The sequence below is a fragment of the Nocardiopsis endophytica genome (genome assembly GCF_027706725.1).
Lineage (GTDB): Bacteria > Actinomycetota > Actinomycetes > Streptosporangiales > Streptosporangiaceae > Nocardiopsis_A > Nocardiopsis_A endophytica.
The window spans coordinates 1-20443 of sequence record NZ_JAQFWQ010000120.1; the positions used below are offsets into that span (position 1 = coordinate 1).

At 75.9% G+C, this 20443-nt stretch carries 5 protein-coding genes; all 5 read right to left on the reverse strand.

Features of this window, described 5'->3' with window-relative positions:
* Window positions 1–408 precede the first annotated feature (408 nt).
* Window positions 409–16353 (reverse strand): non-ribosomal peptide synthetase, encoded by a 15945-nt coding sequence (locus O4J56_RS27480; protein ID WP_270689822.1) that lies wholly within the window; start codon window positions 16351–16353, stop codon window positions 409–411.
* 90 nt (window positions 16354–16443) lie between these two features.
* Complete coding sequence (locus O4J56_RS27485; protein ID WP_270689823.1) at window positions 16444–16683, reverse strand: phosphopantetheine-binding protein; 240 nt, start codon at window positions 16681–16683, stop codon at window positions 16444–16446.
* Window positions 16684–16733: 50 nt separating this feature from the next.
* A complete protein-coding gene (locus tag O4J56_RS27490) occupies window positions 16734–18038 on the reverse strand; it encodes a lysine N(6)-hydroxylase/L-ornithine N(5)-oxygenase family protein (protein WP_270689824.1) in 1305 nt (434 codons plus the stop codon).
* 56 nt (window positions 18039–18094) lie between these two features.
* Window positions 18095–18751: an isochorismatase family protein gene (locus O4J56_RS27495; protein WP_270689825.1), complete on the reverse strand. Its 657-nt coding sequence runs from the start codon at window positions 18749–18751 to the stop codon at window positions 18095–18097.
* A gap of 29 nt (window positions 18752–18780) precedes the next feature.
* A partial coding sequence (locus tag O4J56_RS27500) for a (2,3-dihydroxybenzoyl)adenylate synthase (RefSeq protein WP_270689827.1) occupies window positions 18781–20443 on the reverse strand: 1663 nt, incomplete at its 5' end.

The following is a 20443-nucleotide window of genomic DNA, read 5'->3' on the forward strand; positions in this document are numbered from 1 at the left end:
GCGGTGGCCGGACCGCCACACTCAATCCCTGACCCCGACACCTTCCGATCCCGCCATCCCCGAACCGGGAATCCCCGCCCACGCATGCGGAGCCGCACCCCCCAGAGACGACAACCCCGCGTATGCGATACCGACCCGGACGGCCTCGGAGAGATCTCCGGGCATCGGGCGAGGTGGAAACACCACGTAACCGCTCCGGCGGTGGCCGGACCGCCACACTCAATCCCTGACCCCGACACCTTCCGATCCCGCCGCCCCCGAACCGGGAATCCCCGCCCACGCGTGCGGGGCCGCGCCCCCCAGAGACGAGGACCCGGCGTATGCGCTGCCGGTCCGGACGGCTGCCTGTGCCGTGAATCCCCGTGCACGCCTCGGAGGCCGGAATCGCTCTTTCCGGCGGAGGAGCCTTCATAGCTCCCACTCCGCTTCGAACTCATCGATCTCGGACTGGGCCAGGCCCTCGAAGGCCATGTCGGAGGGGGTCGCCCCGCCCGCGTCCGGGGTTCGGGCGTGGGCCGCCAGCCCTGCGAGCTGGGCCGTCCACTCCTCGGCCATTGCTCGCACCTCCTCCTCGGTGAACAGGTGCTCCGGCCAGGCGAACGTCGCTGTCAGCTCGGCTCCGCCGTCGCCCTCGCGGGTCGAGGCGATCACCTCGAACGCGTACCGCACGGGCGCGTCCGGGTCGGCGCCCGGCGGCAGCGCCCCCGTCTCGGGGGCGGGCCCCCACGCCTGGGCCTCCGGCGCGGGCGCGACGCGCCCGAGGTTGTTGAAGAGCACCTGCGGCCGCGCCCGCTCGGCGAGCCCCGCCCCGGCCGCGGACAGGTAGCGCAGCAGGCCGTAGCCCGCTCCGCTCCCCGGGACCGAGCGCAGCTGCTCCTTCACCGCCTTGAGCGCCTCGCCCGCCTCCGGCCCGCCGGTGCGCACCCGGTCCGGGTCGGCGCCCGGCTCCAGGCGCACCGGGTGCACGGCGGTGAACCAGCCGACGGTGCCGGACGTGTCCAAGCCGCCCGCGTCCTCGTGGTCGCGCCCGTGCCGCTCCATGTCGATCAGGAGCGGCGGCCGCGCTTCGGCACCCGCTCGGTCGGCCCTCCACCGGGCGAAGGCCAGGGCCAGAGCCGTGAGCAGGGCGTCGTCCGGACCCGCGTTGTACAGGGCCGGGAGTCCTCCCAGGATCTCGCCGGTGTCGGCCGCGCCGAGCCGGACCGTCGTGCGCCGCAGCGTGGCGGCGGTGTCGCGCTTCGGGTCCGGGACGGGTTCGGGGATGTCGACGGGGGCGGTGATCCGCTGCCATTCCGCGAACTCGGCGTGGCGCTCGGGGGACTCGGCACCGGCGGCCATCCGGCGGGCCCACGTCTCGAAGGTCGCCGGCGGCGCGGGGAGCGCGGGCACCTTCTCGCCGGCGTCGGCCCAAGCGGCGGCGAGGTCGGAGCGCAGGACGCCCCAGGAGACCCCGTCGACGGCCAGGTGGTGGACGACCAGGACCAGGCGTCCGGGGAGGTCCCCACGATCGAGCCAGCAGGCCCGCACCATGGCCCCGTCCCCGGGCGAGAGCCGGGTCTGGGCGCCGCGCGCCTCTTCGGCGGCGACGGCCGCCAGGTCGTCACCCTCGAGGCCGGACGCGTCCCGGTGGCGGAGGAGGTCCGCGGCGCGGACGTCCCCAGGAGGCGCGACCACGAGCCGGGGAAGATCCCCGGTGGCCGCCCCGCCCACAGGCCGCCCATCGGTCTCGGCGCTGCGGGGGCGATCCGGGTCGGCTCGGTCCACGGTCTCCGCCTCCTCGGAGGTCTTCGCGCCGTCGGCCGGTCGTCGCGGCCCTTGCACGGCGGCGACCGTTCGGCCGTTCCGCTCGCCTGCCCCGGCGCCGTGGGCGCCACCGGTCTCGACCGGGCCACCGGCCACCGCACGCGCGCGCAGCATCGGGTGGGCGTCGATGACCGCCTGCAGCGTCCGTTCGATCCGGGCGGCGTCGGCAGCCGCCGGGGTGTGCAGCACCATGGCCTGGCTGAACCGGTCGAACGGCCCGCCCTGCTCCAGCATCCAGTGCATCACCGGCGTGAACGGCACCTCGCCGGTGTCGTCCGCTCCCCCGGTCCCCACGCCGTCCTCGGGCGCGGTCCGACCGGCGACCGCCGCGAGCCCGGCGGGGGTCTGCTCGGTGACCACGTCAGCGGGCGTGAGCGTGATCCCGCGCCCCCGCGCACGGCCGACCAGGGCGATCGCCTGGATGCTGTCGCCCCCGAGCGTGAAGAACCCGTCGTCGGCGCCGACCGACTCCAGCCCCAGCACCTCGGCGAACAGCCCGCACAGCGCCGCTTCGGCCGCATCGGCCGGCGCCCGTCCGGCACCGCCCCCCGCGGCGGGCCGCTCCGGCACGGGCAGCGCCTTGCGGTCCAGCTTGCCGTTCGGGCTGAGCGGCAGTTCGTCCATGACCATGACCTGCGAGGGCACCATGTACTCGGGCAGCGCCGACCGGAGGCCGGCACGCAGCTCCTCCGCGTCGGGTGCCGTCCCCGGGCGGGGGACGGCGTACCCGGCGATGCGCGGCGCGCCGGAGGCGCCCTCGTGGACGGCCGCGGCCGCCGCGGCCACTCCGGGCAGGCGCGCGAGCGCCGCCTCGATCTCGCCCAGCTCGATGCGGAGCCCGCGGATCTTCACCTGGAAGTCGGTCCGCCCCAGGTACTCGATGCCGCCGGGACCGCGCCGCACCAGGTCGCCGGTGCGGTACATGCGCGCACCGGGAGCCCCGAAGGGGCAGGCCACGAACCGCTCCGCCGACAGGTCCGGCCGGCCGGCGTAGCCGCGCGCCAACTGGTCACCGGCCAGGTACAGCTCACCGGCGACACCGTCCGGCACCGGGGCCAGCGACGCATCGAGGACGTACACGCCCGTGTTCCACACCGGGTGCCCGATGGGCACGGAGCCCCCGCCCGCCGAACCCGGCGCCGTCGTGTCCGGTGCCGTCGCGTCGAAGGCGGTGACGTCGACGGCGGCCTCCGTCGGCCCGTACAGGTTGTGCAGCTCCACACCGGGCAGCACCGACCGGAACCGCCCGGCCGTGTCCGCGCCCAGCGCCTCTCCCGAGGCGAACACACGGCGCAGCCCCATCGGGCGCGTCGCGTCCGCCACGGCCGGATCCTCCAGGAACGCCGTGAGCATGGAGGGGACGAAGTGGCAGACCGTCACCCCCTGGGAGCGGATCAGCTCGGCCAGGTAGGCCGGGTCACGGTGGCCACCGGGCTCGGCCACCACCAGCGGCACCCCCGCCGCCAGCGGCCAGAAGAACTCCCACACCGACACATCGAATGAGGCCGGGGTCTTCTGCAGCACACGGTCGCCGTAGGCAAGGGGATAGGCGCCCTGCATCCACTCCAGCCGGTTCACGATCGCCCCGTGCGGCACCGCCACACCCTTCGGACGCCCCGTCGACCCCGACGTGAAGATCACATACGCCGGATGGCGCGGGTCCAGGGGCGCGCGGCGGTCGGTGTCGGTCAGCGGGTCGGCGCTTCGCCCGGATCGCTCACCCGCGTCGGGGGCGACCCGTCCGCCCCCGGCGGCCTCGGGCACCAGGCTCGCCGTCTCCGCATCGGCGATCGTGCACACCGGTCCGGCGTCGTCGAGCATGGCGGCCAGGCGCTCGGCCGGAAGCTCCGGATCCAACGGCAGGTACGCCGCCCCCGCACGCACCACCGCGTGCAGCGCCACCACCAGATCCACCGACCGCGGCAACGCCACCGCCACCACCGACTCCGGCCCCGCACCACGCGCCACCAGCTCACGCGCCAACCGGTTCACACGGACGTCGAACTCGGCCCGCGACACCCCCGTGCCATCAGGCGCCACCACCGCCGTCGCCGACGGATCCACCGCCCCCTCCGACACCAGCCCCGCCAACGTCCGATTCCGCACCGGGTGGGAGGTGCGCGACCCGGCGCCCTCCAGCTCCTCGCGTTCGCCAGGCGTCAGCACGTCGAACGCGGACACCGGCCGCTCCGGCGCGGCGACAGCCTCCGCCAGCAGCCGGACCAGCCGCTCGGCGAGCCCTTCAGCTGTCTCCCGGTCGAACAGGTCCGCCGCGTACCGCACCGACGCCGTGCAGCCCTCGTCCCCCGGCGTCTCGACGAACTCGAACTCCAGGTCGAAGCGCGCGCTGTGCAGCGCGCCGTCGTCCACGGCGGTCTCCAGGCCCAGCACCCGCCGCACGCGCTCGGGCCGGGTCTGGTGGGAGACCATCACCTGGAACAGCGGGTTGCGGCCCGGGACACGCGCTGGGCCCACCGCGTCGACCACGCGGTCGAAAGGCAGGTCGGCGTTGTCGAACGCGGCCAGGTCGGCGGCGCGCACGCGGTCGAGGACCTCGCCGAACGACGGCCGCCCCGACAGGTCGGCGCGCAGCACCAGCGTGTTGAGGAACATTCCGACCGCGTCGTGCAACGCCTCGTCGGAGCGCCCCGTGGCGGGCGCCCCCAGCGGGACGTCGTCGCCCGCGCCCATCCGGTGCAGCAGCACGGCGACGGCCGCCTGCAGCACCATGAAGCGTGTGGCGCCGTGGCCGCGCCCCACCTCCTCGGCGGCGCGCATCAGCTCGGCGGGCAGTGCGGCCCTGGCGGTCCCGCCCTCGGAGCCCCGGCGGCGCGGGCGCGGACGGTCGGCGGGAAGGGCGATCTCCTCGGGGAGCCCGTCCAGGGCACGGCGCCAGAACTCCCGCTGGCGCGCGGCCCTGCTGTCCGGGTCGTCCTCCGAGCCGAGCAGCTCCCGCTGCCACACCGCGTAGTCGGCGTAGCGGAGCGGCAGCGGCCCCCAGCCGGGGTCCTCCCCCCGGGTACGGGCCCGGTAGGCGGCCTGCAGGTCCCACAGGAAGGGCTCCTGCGACCACTCGTCCACGACGATGTGGTGGAAGAGGAACAGCAGGGTGTAGGCCCGGTCGCCGGTGCGCAGCACCGTCACCCGGAAGGCCGGTTCGCGCTCCAGGTCGAAGGGGCGGCGCGCGGCTTGTGCCAGGAGGTCCTCGGCGGCCTCGTCGCCCATGGCGCGGGCGTCCACCACCTCCACCGGGTCGGGCGCCTCCTCCGGGGCGAGGACCCGCTGCACGGGCTCCCCGCCGGACCCGCCGTCGGAGGCGGGGAAGACGGTGCGCAGGACCTCGTGGAGGGCGGCGACGTCGCGCACCGCGCGTCCCAGGGCGCGGGTGTCCAGGTCGCCGCGGCCCCGCAGCACCCACGGCACGTTGTAGGCGGCCTCGGACCCCGCGACCCGGGCGGCGGCCCACATGCCGCGCTGGCCGCCGGTGAGCGGGACGGGGCCGCCGGAGGCGTCGGCCGCGCCGGGGCGCAGCGGGGGGCGGGCCCCGGTGGCCGTGCCCAGCCGGGCGGCCAGGGCGGCGGGGGTCGGCGCCTCGAACACGTCGGTGACGCGCGCGTCAGCGCCGAGGCGGCCGCGGAGCAGGTTGGCCGCGCGGGCGGCGGCCAGGGAGTTGCCGCCCAGGGCGAAGAAGTCGTCGTCCGCGTGCGCGACGGGGACGCCGACGGCGTCGGCGAAGGCCTCGGCGACGGTGCGCTCGGCGCCTTCGGCCGGGGGGCGGCCGCCGGTGCGCCCGGCGGCCGTAGAGGTGGCGGCGGGCGGTTCGGGCAGGGCCTTGCGGTCGAGCTTGCCGCTGGGGGTCAGGGGCGGTTCGGGCAGGAGGACGAGGACCTCGGGGACCATGGCGGCGGGGAGGAGGGTGGTCAGGCGAGTGCGCAGGCCGTCGAGGTCGAGCTCGGCGGGAGGGGTGCCGGCCTCGCCGGACGCTCCGCCTGCTCGCTGCACTGCGGGAACCACGTAGCCGACGACGCGGGCCTCGCCCCCCGGCCCCGATCCGACGGTGGCGACGGCGTCCGCGACACCGGGCAGAGAGCGCAGCGCGGCCTCCACGTCGCCGAGTTCAATGCGCTGGCCCCGGATCTTGACCTGGAAGTCCGTGCGGCCGAGGAACTCGATCGCCCCGCCGCGACGGCGGACGAGGTCTCCGGTGCGGTACATGCGCTCGCCGGAATCCCCGAAGGGGCAGGCCACGAACCGCTCCGCCGATAGGTCCGGCCGACCGGCGTACCCGCGCGCCAACTGCTCCCCGGCCAGGTACAGCTCACCCGCCACACCGTCCGGAACGGGAGCCAGCGACGCATCGAGGACGTGCACGCGGGTGTTCCACACCGGGTAGCCGATCGGGACCGACCCCGCTCCTTCAGGCGTCCAGGCGGAGTCGAATGCGGTGACGTCGACGGCGGCCTCCGTCGGCCCGTACAGGTTGTGCAGCTCAACACCGGGCAGCACCGACCGGAAACGCCCCGCGACGTCGGCGGCGAGCGCCTCACCGGAGGCGAACACGGTGCGTAGGGGGAGCTCGGTGCGGCCGTCGCCGCTCCCGCCGGCCGTCCCCCACGCGTCGAGGAAGATGCGCAGCATGGAGGGGACGAAGTGGCAGACCGTCACCCCCTGGGAGCGGATCAGCTCCGCCAGGTAGGCCGGGTCCCGGTGCCCGCCCGGCTCGGCCACCACCAGCGGCACCCCCGCCGCCAGGGGCCAGAAGAACTCCCACACCGACACATCGAATGAGGCCGGGGTCTTCTGCAGCACACGGTCGCCGGAACCCAGCGCGTAGGCCCCCTGCATCCACTCCAACCGGTTCACGATCGCCCCGTGCGGCACCGCCACACCCTTCGGACGCCCCGTCGACCCCGACGTGAAGATCACGTACGCGGGGTGCCGGGAATCGAGGCGGCCGCGCCGGTCGCCGTCGGCCAGCGGGGCACCGGAGCGCACTTCCAGCCGGCCCTGAAGGCGGGCGTCGTCGAGTTCAAGCACCTCGGGCAGGCCACGGGACAGCAGCTCCGGGCCGGGCAGGACGCCCCTCGTCACGGCATCGGTCACGACGGCCACGGGGCGGGCGTCGTCGAGCATGGCGGCCAGACGCTCGGCCGGAAGCTCCGGATCCAACGGCAGGTACGCCGCCCCCGCACGCACCACCGCGTGCAACGCCACCACCAGATCCACCGACCGCGGCAACGCCACCGCCACCACCGACTCCGGCCCCGCACCACACTCCACCAGCTCACGGGCGAGCCGGTTCACACGCGCATCGAAGGCACCCCGCGACACCTCCGTGCCATCGGGCGCCACCACCGCCGTCGCCGACGGATCCACCGCCCCCTCCGACACCAGCCCCGCCAACGTCCGATTCCGCACCGGACGCGCCATGGCGGACCGGGCCGAGTCCAGCGCCCGGCGCTCGCGCGGCAGCAGCACGTCGGCCGCCGACACGGGCCGGCGCGGGTCGGCCACGAGCGCCCCGAGCAGCCGGGTGAAGCGTTCGGCCAGATCCTCGACGGTGGCGCGGTCGAACAGGGCGGAGGCGTAGCGGACCACGGCGTCCAGCCCGTCGCGTCCGGGCCGTTCGATGAACGCGAACTCCAGGTCGAACTTGGCGCTGTCGATCACCTGGTCGTCCAGGCGCGTGCGCAGCCCGAACAGGCCCTCGGCGCCGTCGGGGCGGGTCTGCTGGGAGACCATCACCTGGAACAGCGGGTTGCGGCCCGGTGCCCGGACCGGGTCGACGGCGTCCACGACGTCCTCGAAGGGCAGGTCGGCGTTGCCGTGGGCGGCCAGGTCCGCGGCGCGCACCCGTTCCAGGAGCGCGGAGAAGCCGGGATCGCCCGACAGGTCGGTGCGCAGCACCAGCGTGTTGAGGAACATGCCGACCGCGTCGTGCAACGCCTCGTCCGAACGGCCGGTGACGGGCGTCCCCAGGGGGATGTCGTCGCCCGCGCCCATCCGGTGCAGCAGCACCGCCAGGGCCGAGCGCAGCACCATGAAGCGGGTGGCGCCCGACGCGGCGGCGAGGGCGTCGGCCGCGCGCCGCAGCTCGGCGGGAACGGCGAACCGGACCACTCCCCCGGCCGCTGAGGGGGACGCGGGGCGGGGCCGGTCGGCGGGAAGGGCGGTCTCCTCGGGGAGCCCGTCCAGGGCACGGCGCCAGAACTCCCGCTGGTGCGCAGCCCTGCTGTCCGGGTCGTCCTGCGCCCCGAGCAGGTCCCGCTGCCAGAGCGCGTAGTCGGTGTACTGGACGGGGAGCGGCGCCCACTCTGGGGCGGTTCCGGCGGCGCGGGCACGGTAGGCGGTATCGAGGTCGCGGAGGAAGGGCTCCTGCGACCACTCGTCAACGGCGGCGTGGTGGAAGACGGCGAGCAGCAGGTGCTCGTCGGCCCCGCTGCGGAACAGGGTGAAGCGGGCGGGCAGGTCGGCGGCCAGGTCGAACGGTTCGCGGGCGGCACGGTCGGCGCGCGCGGGGACCTCTCCGGCGTGGGCGGTGTCGACGCGTAGGACGCGTTCGGGCAGGTCCTCGGGGGCGAGGACGCGCTGCACCGGCTCGGCACCGCCCGGCGCGGGCACCAGGCGGGTGCGCAGGACGGCGTGGCGGACGAGGACGTCGCGCAGGGCGGCGTTCACGGCGTCGGCGTCCAGGGCGCCCTCGATGCGCAGGGCCCACGGCACGTTGTAGGCGTCCGACGCGGGGGCCATACCGTCGAGCAGCCACAGCCGGACCTGTTCGGCCGAGGCGGGGGCCTCGACGGGCGCTGGGCCGGTGTGCGCGGTCAGCGCGGGGCGGGTCCGGAGGCCGGCCCCGCCGCGCTCCCCGATGCGGGCGGCCAGGAGTGCCGGGGTGGGGGCGTCGAAAACGTCGCGGACGGTGATGTCCGCGCCCAGGGCGGCGCGCACCCGGTTGGCGGCGCGGGCGGCGGAGAGGGAATGGCCGCCGAGGGCGAAGAAGTCGTCGTGCACGCCGACCGAGGGCAGGCCGAGGACGTCGGCGGCGATGGCGCACAGGTCGCGTTCGAGGCCGGTGCGGGGCCCGCGGTGGGCGGCGCCGCCGGTGCCGGAGGAACCTGCGGCGTCGGGGGCGGGCAGGGCCTTGCGGTCGATCTTGCCGTTCTCGGTGAGCGGGAGGGCGTCGAGGACGGTGAACACCGACGGGACCATGTAGTCCGGGAGGCGCTCGGCCATCGCGGCCCGCATGGTGGACGGTTGGAGCGGCGTACCCGCTTCGGGAACGGTATAGGCGGCCAGGTAGGCCTGGCCGGGGGCGTCCTCGCGGGCGGTGACGACGCCCTGGGCGACGCCGGGGAGGCGGGTCAGTTCGGCCTCGGCCTCGCCGAGCTCGATGCGGAAGCCGCGTACCTTCACCTGGTGGTCGACGCGGCCGAGGTAGTCCAGGGTGCCGTCGTTGCGCCACCGGGCCACGTCGCCGGTGCGGTACATGCGCGTGCCCGGAGCGCCGAAGGGGCAGGCGGTGAACCGCTCGGCGGTCAGGCCCGGGCGGCCGTCGTAGCCGAGGGCCAGGCCCGCCCCGGAGATGTACAGGTCTCCGGGAACACCGGTCGGGACGGGGCGGAGGTCCGGGCCGAGGATGTAGACGCCGGTGTTGGCGATGGGGGCGCCGATGACGACCTGCTCCCCCGCTCGGACGGGAGCGGTGGTGGACCAGATGGTGGTCTCGGTGGGCCCGTAGAGGTTGGTGGCCTCGCGCGCACGGGAGGCCAGGGTGTCCGCGAGGTCGGGCGGCAGGGCCTCGCCGCCGACGAGGACGCGCAGGCCGTCCAGGACCGATGGCCGCTCGTCGGCGAGCGCACGCCACAGGGTGGGCGTGGCCTGCGCGATGGTGGCCCGGGACTCCTCGGCCAGGTCGGCGAGGGCCGCAGGGTCGCGGACCGTGTCCTTGTCCGCCAGGACGACCGTCGCCCCGGAGAGCAGCGGCAGATAGAGCTCCAAGGCCGAGATGTCGAACCCGACGGTGGTGACGGCGAGCCAGCGGTCATCGCCGGTCAGGGGGAAGCGGTCCCCCATGTCCTCAAGGAAGTTGAGCAGGGCCCCGTGCGGAACGACCACACCCTTGGGCCGCCCGGTGGACCCGGACGTGTAGAGGACGTAGGCGGGCGAGGCGGGATCGGGGTCGAGGACGTCGTCGTCCAGGACGATGATCGGCGCCGGGGCCGGAGTGGACGGCTCGGCGGATCCACCGACCGGTGCGGCAGGAGCAGCGGTGTCGACGGCGCGCCCGGCGTCCAGGTGCTCAGCCTGCTCTGCGCCGAGGGCCCGCGGATCCGCATCGCCCTCGGACGACCTGCGCTCCGGTTCCCCCGGACTCCCTGTACGCGCCGCTTCGCTGCCGGCTGTCCCCGTGAGCGGAACGTTGTCGTCGCCATTCGAGTCGTTCGAGTCGGCCGGCGCACACTCCACGGCCCCAGGAGCGGCGTCACCCCGATCAACTGGGCCCGCAGTGTCCTCAGCAGGAACGGCGCCCAGGTGATCGGTCAGCCCGGTGCCGGGGGCCCACGACCCTGCGAGCGCACCGTCCACCTGCTCCCCCGGCACACCCGGCCGCGCCACGCCGTACGCCGAATCGGCGGACGCGCACTCCGCGGCCAGGGCGCGGCCATCACCCTCAGCTACGAGGGCCTCATTCGTCTGGTCCCGGTCGGTGTGTGCGGCCTGCACAGAGGTGTCCCCGGCAGGCGCACCCCCCTGGGCGGTCCCGCCTCGGGCCGTGTCGGCCGCCGTCGTCGCTCCGCCATCGGACAGGTCGCCGTCTGAGGGGTTCTCCGCTGTCCGGTCCCGGGCGTCCACGTCGGCCCGGACCTCCGCCCCGCCGGAGAAGGCGGTACCGCCTGGGACGGCACCGGCCGGCACCCGTTGCACCGTGTCCGGAAGCAGGGCCCCTGTTCCCGGGGACGTCACCGCCAGGCGCACGCCGGAGTCCTCCAGCATCGCGGCGATGCGGTCGGGCGGGAACTCCGGGTCGATCGGCAGGTACGCCGCTCCGGTGCGCAGTGCGCCGACGACCGCGGGGACCAGGTCGGCCCCGCGCGGCAGCGCGACCGCCACCACCGATCCCGGCCCGGCGCCGTGGGCGCGCAGCCGTTCCGCGACCGCGCCGGACCTCTCCCACAGCTCCCCGTAGGTCAGGGTGCCGTCCTCGGCCCGCACGGCCGTCCGCTCCGGGTGCGCGGCCGCGGACGCCGCGACGCGCGCGGCCAGACCGGCCGCGCCGACAGGGCGGGCCTGGGCCTCGGCGCCGCCCAGCAGGCGTCGGCGCTCGGCGTCGGAGACCACCTCGAACTCGTCCACCGGCACGTCCGGGGCTGCCAGCAGGTGGATGAGCACCTGCCGGAACCGCTCCACCAGGCTCTCGGCGGTCGCCCGGTCGAAGCGGGCGGTGGCGTAGCGCAGGGTGGCGGCGAGCCCCTCCCGGCCGGGCACCTCGGCGAAGGTGAACTCCAGGTCCAGCTTGGAGGTGGCCGCGTCCACGGGGTGCACCCGCGCGTCGGCGCCCAGCAGCCGGGTGCGGTCGGACTCGCGCTGGTAGGTGATCATCACCTGGAACAGCGGGTGCCGCGCCGCCGACCGGGCCGGGTCGCATTCGCGCACCACCGCCTCGAAGGGCACGCCGGAGTGGGCGAACGCGGCGATGTCGGCCTCGCGCACCCGCGCGAGCAGCTCGCGCCCGGTCGGCGCCCCCGACAGGTCGGTGCGCAGGGTCAGCATGTTCAGGTACATGCCGACGGCGTCGTGCAGGGCCTCGTCGGTCCGGTCGGTGACCGGGGTGCCCACGGCGATGTCGTCCCCGGCGCCCATCCGGTGCAGCAGCGCGGTGACGGCCCCCTGCAGCAGCATGAACGCGGTGACCCCGTGCTCGGCGGCCGAGCGGCGGAGGGCGGCGGCCGTGTCGCCGTCGAGGTCGAACCCGACCGTGTCCCCGGCGCCGTCGGCGACGGCGGGGCGCGGGCGGTCGGCGGGCAGCGGCAGCTCCGACGGGAGCCCGTGGAGGGCGCGCCGCCAGTGCTCCAGGCCCTGGGCCATGGCCGACCCCGGGTCGGCCTCGTCGCCGAGGAGTTCGCGCTGCCAGCGGGCGAAGTCGGTGTAGCGGACCGCAGGGGCCGCCCACTCGGGGGCGCGGCCGTCGCGGCGCGCGGTGTAGGCGGCGTCGAGGTCGCGGATGAACGGCCCCTCGGACCACTCGTCGGTGGCGATGTGGTGGAAGCACAGGCCCAGGACCGCGCCGTCCGGCCCCGTGCGCAGCAGCTCGGCGCGGACGGGGGCGTCGGTGCGCACGTCGAAGGGCGTGTGGAAGAGCCGCGCCAGGTGCTCGTCGGCCCCGGCGGAGGCGCCGTCCGCCGCGTCGCGGGTCCGCAGCAGCTCGGGGACGCGGTCCATGGGCAGCACGTGCGGGCGCGGCCCGTCCCCGTCGTCGGCGTAGACGGTCCGCAGGACCTCGTGCCGTTCCACGGTGTCGCGCAGGGCGGCGGCGAGCGCGTCCGGGTCGACGGCGCCGTGCAGGCGGAAGGCGAGCGGCACATTGTAGGCGGCGCCGGGGCCGTGCATCTGCTCGTGGAACCAGATGCGCTCCTGGGCATAGGAGAGGGGCGCGTCCTCGTCGGGGCCGGTGCGGGCCACCAGGGCGGGGCGCGGGTCCTCGCCCGCGCGCTCGTCGAGCAGGGCCGCCAGGCGGGCGGCGGTGGGGGCGTCGAAGACGTCGCGTACGCGCACGGCCGGGCCGGACTGGGCCCGCACAAGGTTGGCTGCGCGGGTGGCGAGCAGGGAGTGGCCGCCCAGGGCGAAGAAGTCGTCGTGCACGCCGACCGATGCGACCCCCAGGACCTGCGCGAACGCCTGGCACACCTGCTCCTCGCGCGGGGTGCGCGGCGCTTCGGCCCCGGCGGCGGGGGCGGCGTCGGGGGCGGGCAGGGCCTTGCGGTCGATCTTGCCGTTCTCGGTGAGCGGGAGGGCGTCGAGGACGGTGAACACCGACGGGACCATGTACTCGGGCAGGCGCTCGGCCATGGCCGCCCGCACGGCGGCGGGGTCGGCCCCGTCGTCGCCGGGGACGACGTAGGCGGCCAGGTAGGCCCGGCCGGGGGCGTCCTCGCGGGCGGTGACGACGCCCTGGGCGACGCCGGGCGCGGCGGCGAGGGCGGCCTCGGCCTCGCCGAGCTCGATGCGGAAGCCGCGCACCTTCACCTGGTGGTCGCCGCGGCCGAGGTAGTCGAGGACGCCGTCGGGGCGGCGGCGGACGACGTCGCCGGTGCGGTACATGCGCGTGCCGGGGGCCCCGAAGGGGCAGGCGGTGAACCGCTCGGCGGTCAGGTCCGGGCGGCCGTTGTACCCGAGGGCCAGGCCCGCCCCGGTGAGGTAGAGGTCCCCGGCGACCCCGTCGGGGACCGGCCGGAGCGCGGAGTCGAGGACGAGGGCGCCGGTGCTGGCGATGGGGGTGCCGATGTCGACGGGCCCGTCCGCGCGCACGGGTGAGGCGGTGGACCAGATGGTGGTCTCGGTGGGCCCGTAGAGGTTGGTGGCCTCGCGCGCGCGGGAGGCGAGGCGGACGGCCAGGTCAGGGGGCAATGCCTCGCCGCCGACGAGGATGCGCAGGCCGTCCAGGACCGATGGCCGCTCGTCGGCGAGCGCACGCCACAGGGTGGGCGTGGCCTGCGCGATGGTGGCCCGGGACTCCTCGGCCAGGTCGGCAAGATCGGCGGGGTCGCGGACGGTGTCCTTGTCGGCCAGGACGACCGTCGCCCCGGAGATGAGAGGGAGGTAGAGCTCCAGAGCGGAGATGTCGAACCCGACGGTGGTGACGGCGAGCCAGCGGTCGTCGCCGGTCAGGGGGAAGCGGTCGCCCATGTCCGCGAGGAAGTTGTTGAGGGCGCCGTGAGGGATGACGACACCCTTGGGCCGCCCGGTGGACCCGGAGGTGTAGAGGATGTAAGCGGCGGAGTCCGGGGCGGTGGTCGCCCCATTGAGGCTCCCGGTGCCGACCGACCCGTTCAAGCCGTCGACGGCCCCGGCGGAAGGGACGGCGCCCATGTTCGTTCGGCCGCGGTCCATGGCCTCGTCGGCCGTGGCCGTGGTCGTGGTGCGGCCGCCAACCGGCCCGTCCAAGGCGACAGGGGCGTTGCCCGAAGCATCGGAACCACAGGGTCCCACCCCGGAACCGCGAACGCCGGGCGCATCCCCGGCCCCGGCACCACGTTCGTCATCCGTGTCAGCGGCGCCGGCATGCACACCCCGTGCATCGGGCACGGCATCCGCCGACGCCTCACGGGACATCGCGACGCGCGATCCGGCCAAGCCCGCGACGGCACCCTCCGCCTCCGCTGTGGCGTACGGTGCGCCCGGTCGGCCCTGGTTCCGGCCGGGGCCGTCCTTCCCGCCGACGACCTGGGCAGGGGCACCGGTCAGCTCCTCCTCCGTGCCGCCGATGACCAGGCGCTCGATGTCCTCCGGGACGGCCCCGTCCGCGCCCGGAGCGGTCACGGCCAGGTGCGCCCCCGAGTCGGACAGCATGTACGCGATCCGGTCGGCCGGGAACTCCGGGTCGATCGGCAGGTAGGTCGCCCCCGCCCGGACGGCTCCGAGCAGGGCCGCGACCAGATTGGTGCTCCGAGGGAGCACGACGGCCACGACGCTTCCCGCCCCCGCGCCGCGGGCGCGGAGGGCTTCGGCGATCTCGCCGGACCGGCGCCACAGCCCGCCGTAGGTCAGGGTCCCGTCCCCCGCCTCCACGGCCACGCGCTCCGGGTGATCGGCCACGGCGGCCGCCACCTGGTCGGCCACGGTCCCGGCCGGGACCGGGCGCGGGTCGGGCACACCGGTCAGGCGGCCGACGGCATCGGGGGCGACCAGGTCCAGGGCTCCGACCCGGAGCTCGGCGGCGGTCCGGCCTGCCGCCTCCCCGGCACCGGCCGGGGCCGGGGCGCCCGAACCACCGCTCGCCTCCCCCCGACCGGCGGAGGGCACAGGACCGTCCGCCCCCGCGGCACCGGGCTCGGCGGCCGCGCCGGTGCCGGCCGCCGCCCCGCCACGCGGCACGGGTTCCGAGGCCACATCGGCACCGGCCCCGGCCGGGCCGCCCGAACCACCGCCCGCCTCCCCCCGACCGGCGGAGGGCACAGGACCGTCCGCCCCCGCGGCACCCCGCTCGGCGACCGCGCCGATGCCGGTCGCCGCCCCGCCGCGCGGCACGGGTTCCGAGGCCGCACCGGCCCGGCCGCGGGCGGACAGCGCCCCCGCCACCAGACGGGTGAACTCGACCAGGCGGCCCCGGGCCTGCTCCTCGGTGTACCTGGCCGGGTTGGCGTTCAGCTCGAAGCCCAGTCCCCCGTCGCCGGCCGTGCGGACCGACAGCGACACGTCGTCCACCGGCCCCTCCGACAGGGTCCGGACCGAGGCCTCCAGCCCCTCGAACGGCAGCGCGTAGTCGAAGGCCTTGATGTTGACCACCGGCCCGTACAGCCCCGCCGCGCGGCCCACCAGGTTCAGGTCGCGCCGAACGTCCTCGGCGCGGTACCGCTGGTGCGCCCGCAGCCCCTCCAGCGCCTCCTTCGTCCTCCCGATCACGGCGCCCACGGTGTCCCCCGGCGCCACCGCCACACGCAGCGGCAGCACGTTCACCACCATCGACGGGGTCCGCAGCGCCGCCGAGCCCAGCCTGTTCATCACCGGCATCCCGAGCACCACGTCCCGCGCCCCGGTGCGCCGGTGCACGTAGCACGCGAACAGCGCGGTCAGCACCTCCGCCCAGCCCGCGCCGGCGGCCGCGGCAGCCTCCTCCAGGCGGGCCCTGTCCCCGGCGCCGATACCGGACCGGGCGCGCACCGCCCGGCGGGGCGCGGCCGGGGCGGCCTCCGTCAGCGGCGCCGGCTCGGGCCGCCCCTCCAGGGCCCGCGCCCAGTAGGCGCGGTCGTCCTCGCGCCGGCCGGAGGCGTCGTAGGCCTCCTCCTCGGCGACCACCTCGCGCAGCGGCCGGAAGCCCCTTCCGGCGTCCGTCCCCCCGCCGAGCGCGGTGTAGTGCGCGGCCGTGCGGCGGGTGATCGCGGCGACGGAGTAGGCGTCCACCAGGATGTGGTGGAACCGCTGGTACCACAGGTGGCGGCCGTCGCCCACGCGGTACAGCGCGAACCGGTACAGCCCCTCGCCGAACAGGTCGGCGGGCGTGTCCATGTCGGCGAGCATCGCCTCCAGCGCGGCCGCCTCCGGGTCGGGGCGGCCCCGGAGGTCGACGTGGGCGACCCGGCCCTCTCCCCCGCCCGGGGCGTGCACCTCCTGGCGCGGCACGCCGCCCTCGTCGACGATGCGGGTGCGCAGCGCGTCGGCCTCGGCGGCCACCGCCGCCACGGCCTCCCGGAAGCGGCCCACGTCCAGGTCCCCGCTCAGGTCGACGTACTGGCCGACGTTGTACACGGGGTTGCCGGGGTCGACCTGCTGGGCGTACCAGACCCCGCTCTGCGCTCCGGTGAGGTCGATGCGGCGGTCGCGGTCAACGGTCATTCGTGCTGCTCCGGGTGAGGGCGGGGTGGCGGTGGGGTGCGCGGCTGCGGGGCTGCGGCGGGTCAGCGGCAGGCGGGGAGGCGGGGCGGGTCAGGACAGCAGGCGCGCCCAGGCGGCGATGGTGGGGTCCTCGGCCAGCTCGACGAAGTCGGTCGAGGCCCCGTCGGTGCGCCACTTCTCCACCAGGCTCATCAGGCGGATCGAGTCCATCCCCCGGTCCAGGAGGTCCTCGTCGTCGGCCAGGGTGCCGGGCTCCTCCTCCAGGACGGATTCCACGTCGGCGCGGACGCGCTCGGGGGTGAAGGGCGTGCGCTCGGCTCCGGTGCTCATGGTCGTACTCGCTTTCGGCGGTCGGTGCGGGAACGGGCGGGGGCGCCGCCCTAGGCGGTGGCGGGGGTGCGGGCGCTCAGCGAATCGAGGATCTCCCCGGTGCGCACCGCGATGTTGGACAGCAGCGTCGAGGAGATCCCGTGCGTGTGCTCCGTGCCGCCCTGCAGGTAGATGCCGCAGGTCACCTCGTCGTCGGTGGCCAGGCGGTAGTCGCGGCCGACGGCGGGGCGCCCGCGCTCGTCCTGCACCACGTGGGCGGCCAGCGGACCGAGCAGCCCGCGCGGGTCGACGGGCCGGTAGCCGGTGGCGTAGACGACGTAGTCGGCCCGCAGCGGCACCTGCTTGCCGGTGGGCAGGTGGTCCAGGGTGAGGGCCACCCCGTCGGGGCCCTCCTCGACGGCCGCCACCCGGGACAGGTTGTGCAGCACCAGGCGCTCGGTGCCCAGCACCCGGTCCTGGTAGGCGGCCCGGTACAGGGAGTCGATCAGGTCGGGGTCGACCACCGAGTAGTTGGTATTGCGGTGGTAGCCGAGGATGTCGTCCTTGACCGGCTCGGGCGAGGTGTAGAACGCGTCCACCGCCTCGGGGTCGAAGATCCGGTTGGCGAACGGGCTGTCGTCGGAGGGGCTGTAGCCGTACCGGGAGAACACGGCGTGCACCTGCGCGCCGGGGAAGCGGCGGTACAGGTGGTCGGCGGCCTCGGCGGCGCTCTGCCCGGCCCCCACCACGGCGAACGAGGCGGGGGCGGCGCCGGCGCCCAGCCGCTCCAGCTCGTGCAGCAGGTACTCGTTGTGCCAGACCCGCTCGCCCATGGCCGCGCCCTCGGGCATGCGCGGCTCCAGCCCGGGGGCGACCACGAGGTTGCGGGCGCGGGTGCGGTGCTCGGCGCCGCCCGCCTCGCGCGCCACCACGTCCACCGCCCACACGCGGCCCGCGGCGTCGCGCACCGGCTCCACCCCGGTGACCTCCGAGCCGTAGCGCACGCGGTCCGACAGGCGGCCGGCGCACCAGGCCAGGTAGTCGTGGAACTCGCTGCGCAGCGGGAACAGCGTCTTGTGGTTGATGAAGTCGTGCAGCCGCCCGGCGTGGTGCAGGTAGCTCAGGAAGCTGAAGCCGCTGGCCGGGTTGCGGGTGGTGACCAGGTCCTTGAGGAAGGACACCTGCATGGTGGCGTCGTCCAGCAGCATGCCGCGGTGCCAGCCGAAGCCCTCCTGGCGCTCGTGGAAGACCGCGCTCAGGTCGGGGCGGCCGGGGTCCTCGCGCCACTCCTCCAGGGCGATGGCCAGGGCGACGTTGGAAGGGCCGAATCCGATGCCCGCCAGGTCGTGGACGGGGTACTCCGGGGACGTGGTCACATGGTTCCTTTCGGGCGGGCCGCGCGGTCGGCGCGGCGGTGCGTTCGGTCGGCTCGCTAGCCCAGGGGGGCGGGGGCGGCGCCCGCCGCCGCCAGCGCGTCGGCCGCCGACAGGGCGGCCCCGCAGCGGCGGGCGGCATAGCGCACCGCGAAGTGGTGGTCCTCGGCGGTGAAGTCGGCCATGGCGTCGGCGACGAAGAAGGGCCGCACGTCGCGCATGAACGCGTCGGCGGCGGTGAGCAGGCAGCCGATGTGCGCGTAGACGCCGGTGACCAGGAGCTGGTCGCGGCCCAGGGCGGCCAGGCGGTCGGCCAGGTCGGTGCCGGAGAAGGCGCTGTAGCGCCGCTTGACCAGGACGGTGTCGCCCTCGCGGGGGCGCACCGCGTCGTCGATGGCGGTGTGCTCGGGCACGTCGCGCATGCCCGAGCCCCAGAAGTCGATCTCCAGGCCGCGCTCCTCGGGCGGCATGCCGCCGGGCTTGGCGGTGTAGACGACGGGGGCGCCGGCGGCGCGGTAGGCCTCGGTGATGCGGGCGATGTTGCGCACGGCGGTGGCCAGCGGCTCGGCCCCGGGCGCGAACGGGCGCAGGAAGTAGCGCTGCATGTCGTGCACGAGGACGGCGGCGCGGGACGGGTCGGGCTTCCACGGGGCCCGGTTCTCGGGCAGCCGGTCGGCCGCCGGGGGCGGGTAGGGGGCGATCTGCGGCAGGGACATCGGCGGGCGGTCTCTCTCCTCGGGCGGTCTCACGCGCGCCCGGCGGGGCGGGCGGCGGCGTCGGCGATGGCGGCGCGGAGGTCGCGGCGGCTGACCTTGCCGACCCCGGTGGCGGGGAAGGCGGGCACCACCTCGACGCGGTCGGGGATCTTGTAGGAGGCCAGGCCGCGGCCGCGCAGGAAGCGCAGCAGGGCCGGGCGGGTGAGGCCGTCGGCGCCGTCGCGGGGGATGACGTAGGCGCAGGCCCTCTCCCCCAGGTAGGGGTCGGGCATGGCGACGACGGCGGCGTCGTGCACGCCGGGGTGGGCCAGCAGGTGGTCCTCGACCTCGTCGGGGGCGATCTTCTCGCCGCCGCGGTTGATCTGGTCCTTGACCCGGCCCTCCACGACGAGGTGGCCGGTGGGGGTCTGCCGCACCACGTCGCCGGTGCGGTAGAAGCCGTCCTCGGTGAAGGCGCGGGCGTTGTGGGCGGGGGCGTCGTAGTAGCCGCGGATGGTGTAGGGGCCGCGGGTGAGGAGCTCCCCGGGCTCGCCGGGGGCGGCCTCGGCGCCGTCGGGACCGACGATGCGGATCTCGTCGTCGGGTGAGATGGGGCGGCCCTGGGTGCCGGTGACGGTGGCCTCGTCGTCCTCGGGGCGGGTGTAGTTGACCAGCCCTTCGGCCATGCCGAACACCTGCTGGAGGCGGCAGCCGAGCACGGGGGTGACGCGCCGGGCGGCCTCGGGGGCGAACTTGGCGCCGCCGACCTGGAGGGTGTCCAGGCTGGACAGGTCGCGGCCGGACTCGGCGCCGCCGTCGACGGCGTCCAGCCACAGCATCGCCACCGGGGGCACGACCGAGGCGAGGGTGACCCGTTCGGCTTCGATGAGCCGCAGGCACGTGGCGGGGCTGGGGTCGGGGGCCAGGACGACCGACCCGCCGGCGTGCATGACGCCGAGGAAGCCGGGCGAGCTCATCGGGAAGTTGTGCACGATGGGCAGCGCGCTCAGGTACACGGTGTCGGGGCCGAGTTCGCAGATGTCGGCGCTGGCGCGCACCGAGTACAGGTAGTCGTCGTGTGTACGGGGGATGAGCTTGGGCAGGCCGGTGGTGCCGCCGGAGAGCTGGAAGAACGCCGCGTCGCCGGGGTCGGGGGCGGCGAAGACGGTGGGGTCGACGGTGTCGGAGCGCAGGCACGCCAGGGGGTGCACCCCCTCGCGCGGGGTGTCGGCGGCTCCGGGTGCGGCGTCGACGACGTGCGGGCGGGGCCCATCGGCGGCCGCGGCGACGTCCAGGGCCATGCCGACGTGGTCGAACCCGCCGCCCGAGGCGGCGACGAGGGCGCGGGCGCCGGTGGCGGCGGCCAGGTGGCCGACCTCGGCGGAGCGGTGGGCGGGCAGCGCGTACACCGGCAGGGCGCCGATGCGGAACAGGGCGAAGACGACCTCGAACACCTCGGGGGTGTTGGGCAGCTGCACCACCACCGGGTCGCCGGGGCCCAGGTCGAGGCGGCGGGCCAGGCCGGTGGCCAGCCGGTCGGCGCGCTCGTCCAGGTCGGCGTAGGTCCAGCGCTCCTCGGCGGAGACCACTGCGGTGCGGTCGGCGAAGCGCCGGGCGCGGTCGCGCAGGAACGCGCCGAGGGTCTCGCCCGTCCAGTACCCGGCCGCGCGGTAGCGTTCGGCGAACTCCTGGGGCCAGGGGGTGCATCCGGGG

Coding starts and splice junctions, on each gene's coding strand:
- O4J56_RS27480 (WP_270689822.1), bottom strand. CDS start 16,353: ATGACCGTTGACCGCGACCGCCGCATCGACCTCACCGGAGCGCAGAGC.
- O4J56_RS27485 (WP_270689823.1), bottom strand. CDS start 16,683: ATGAGCACCGGAGCCGAGCGCACGCCCTTCACCCCCGAGCGCGTCCGC.
- O4J56_RS27495 (WP_270689825.1), bottom strand. CDS start 18,751: ATGTCCCTGCCGCAGATCGCCCCCTACCCGCCCCCGGCGGCCGACCGG.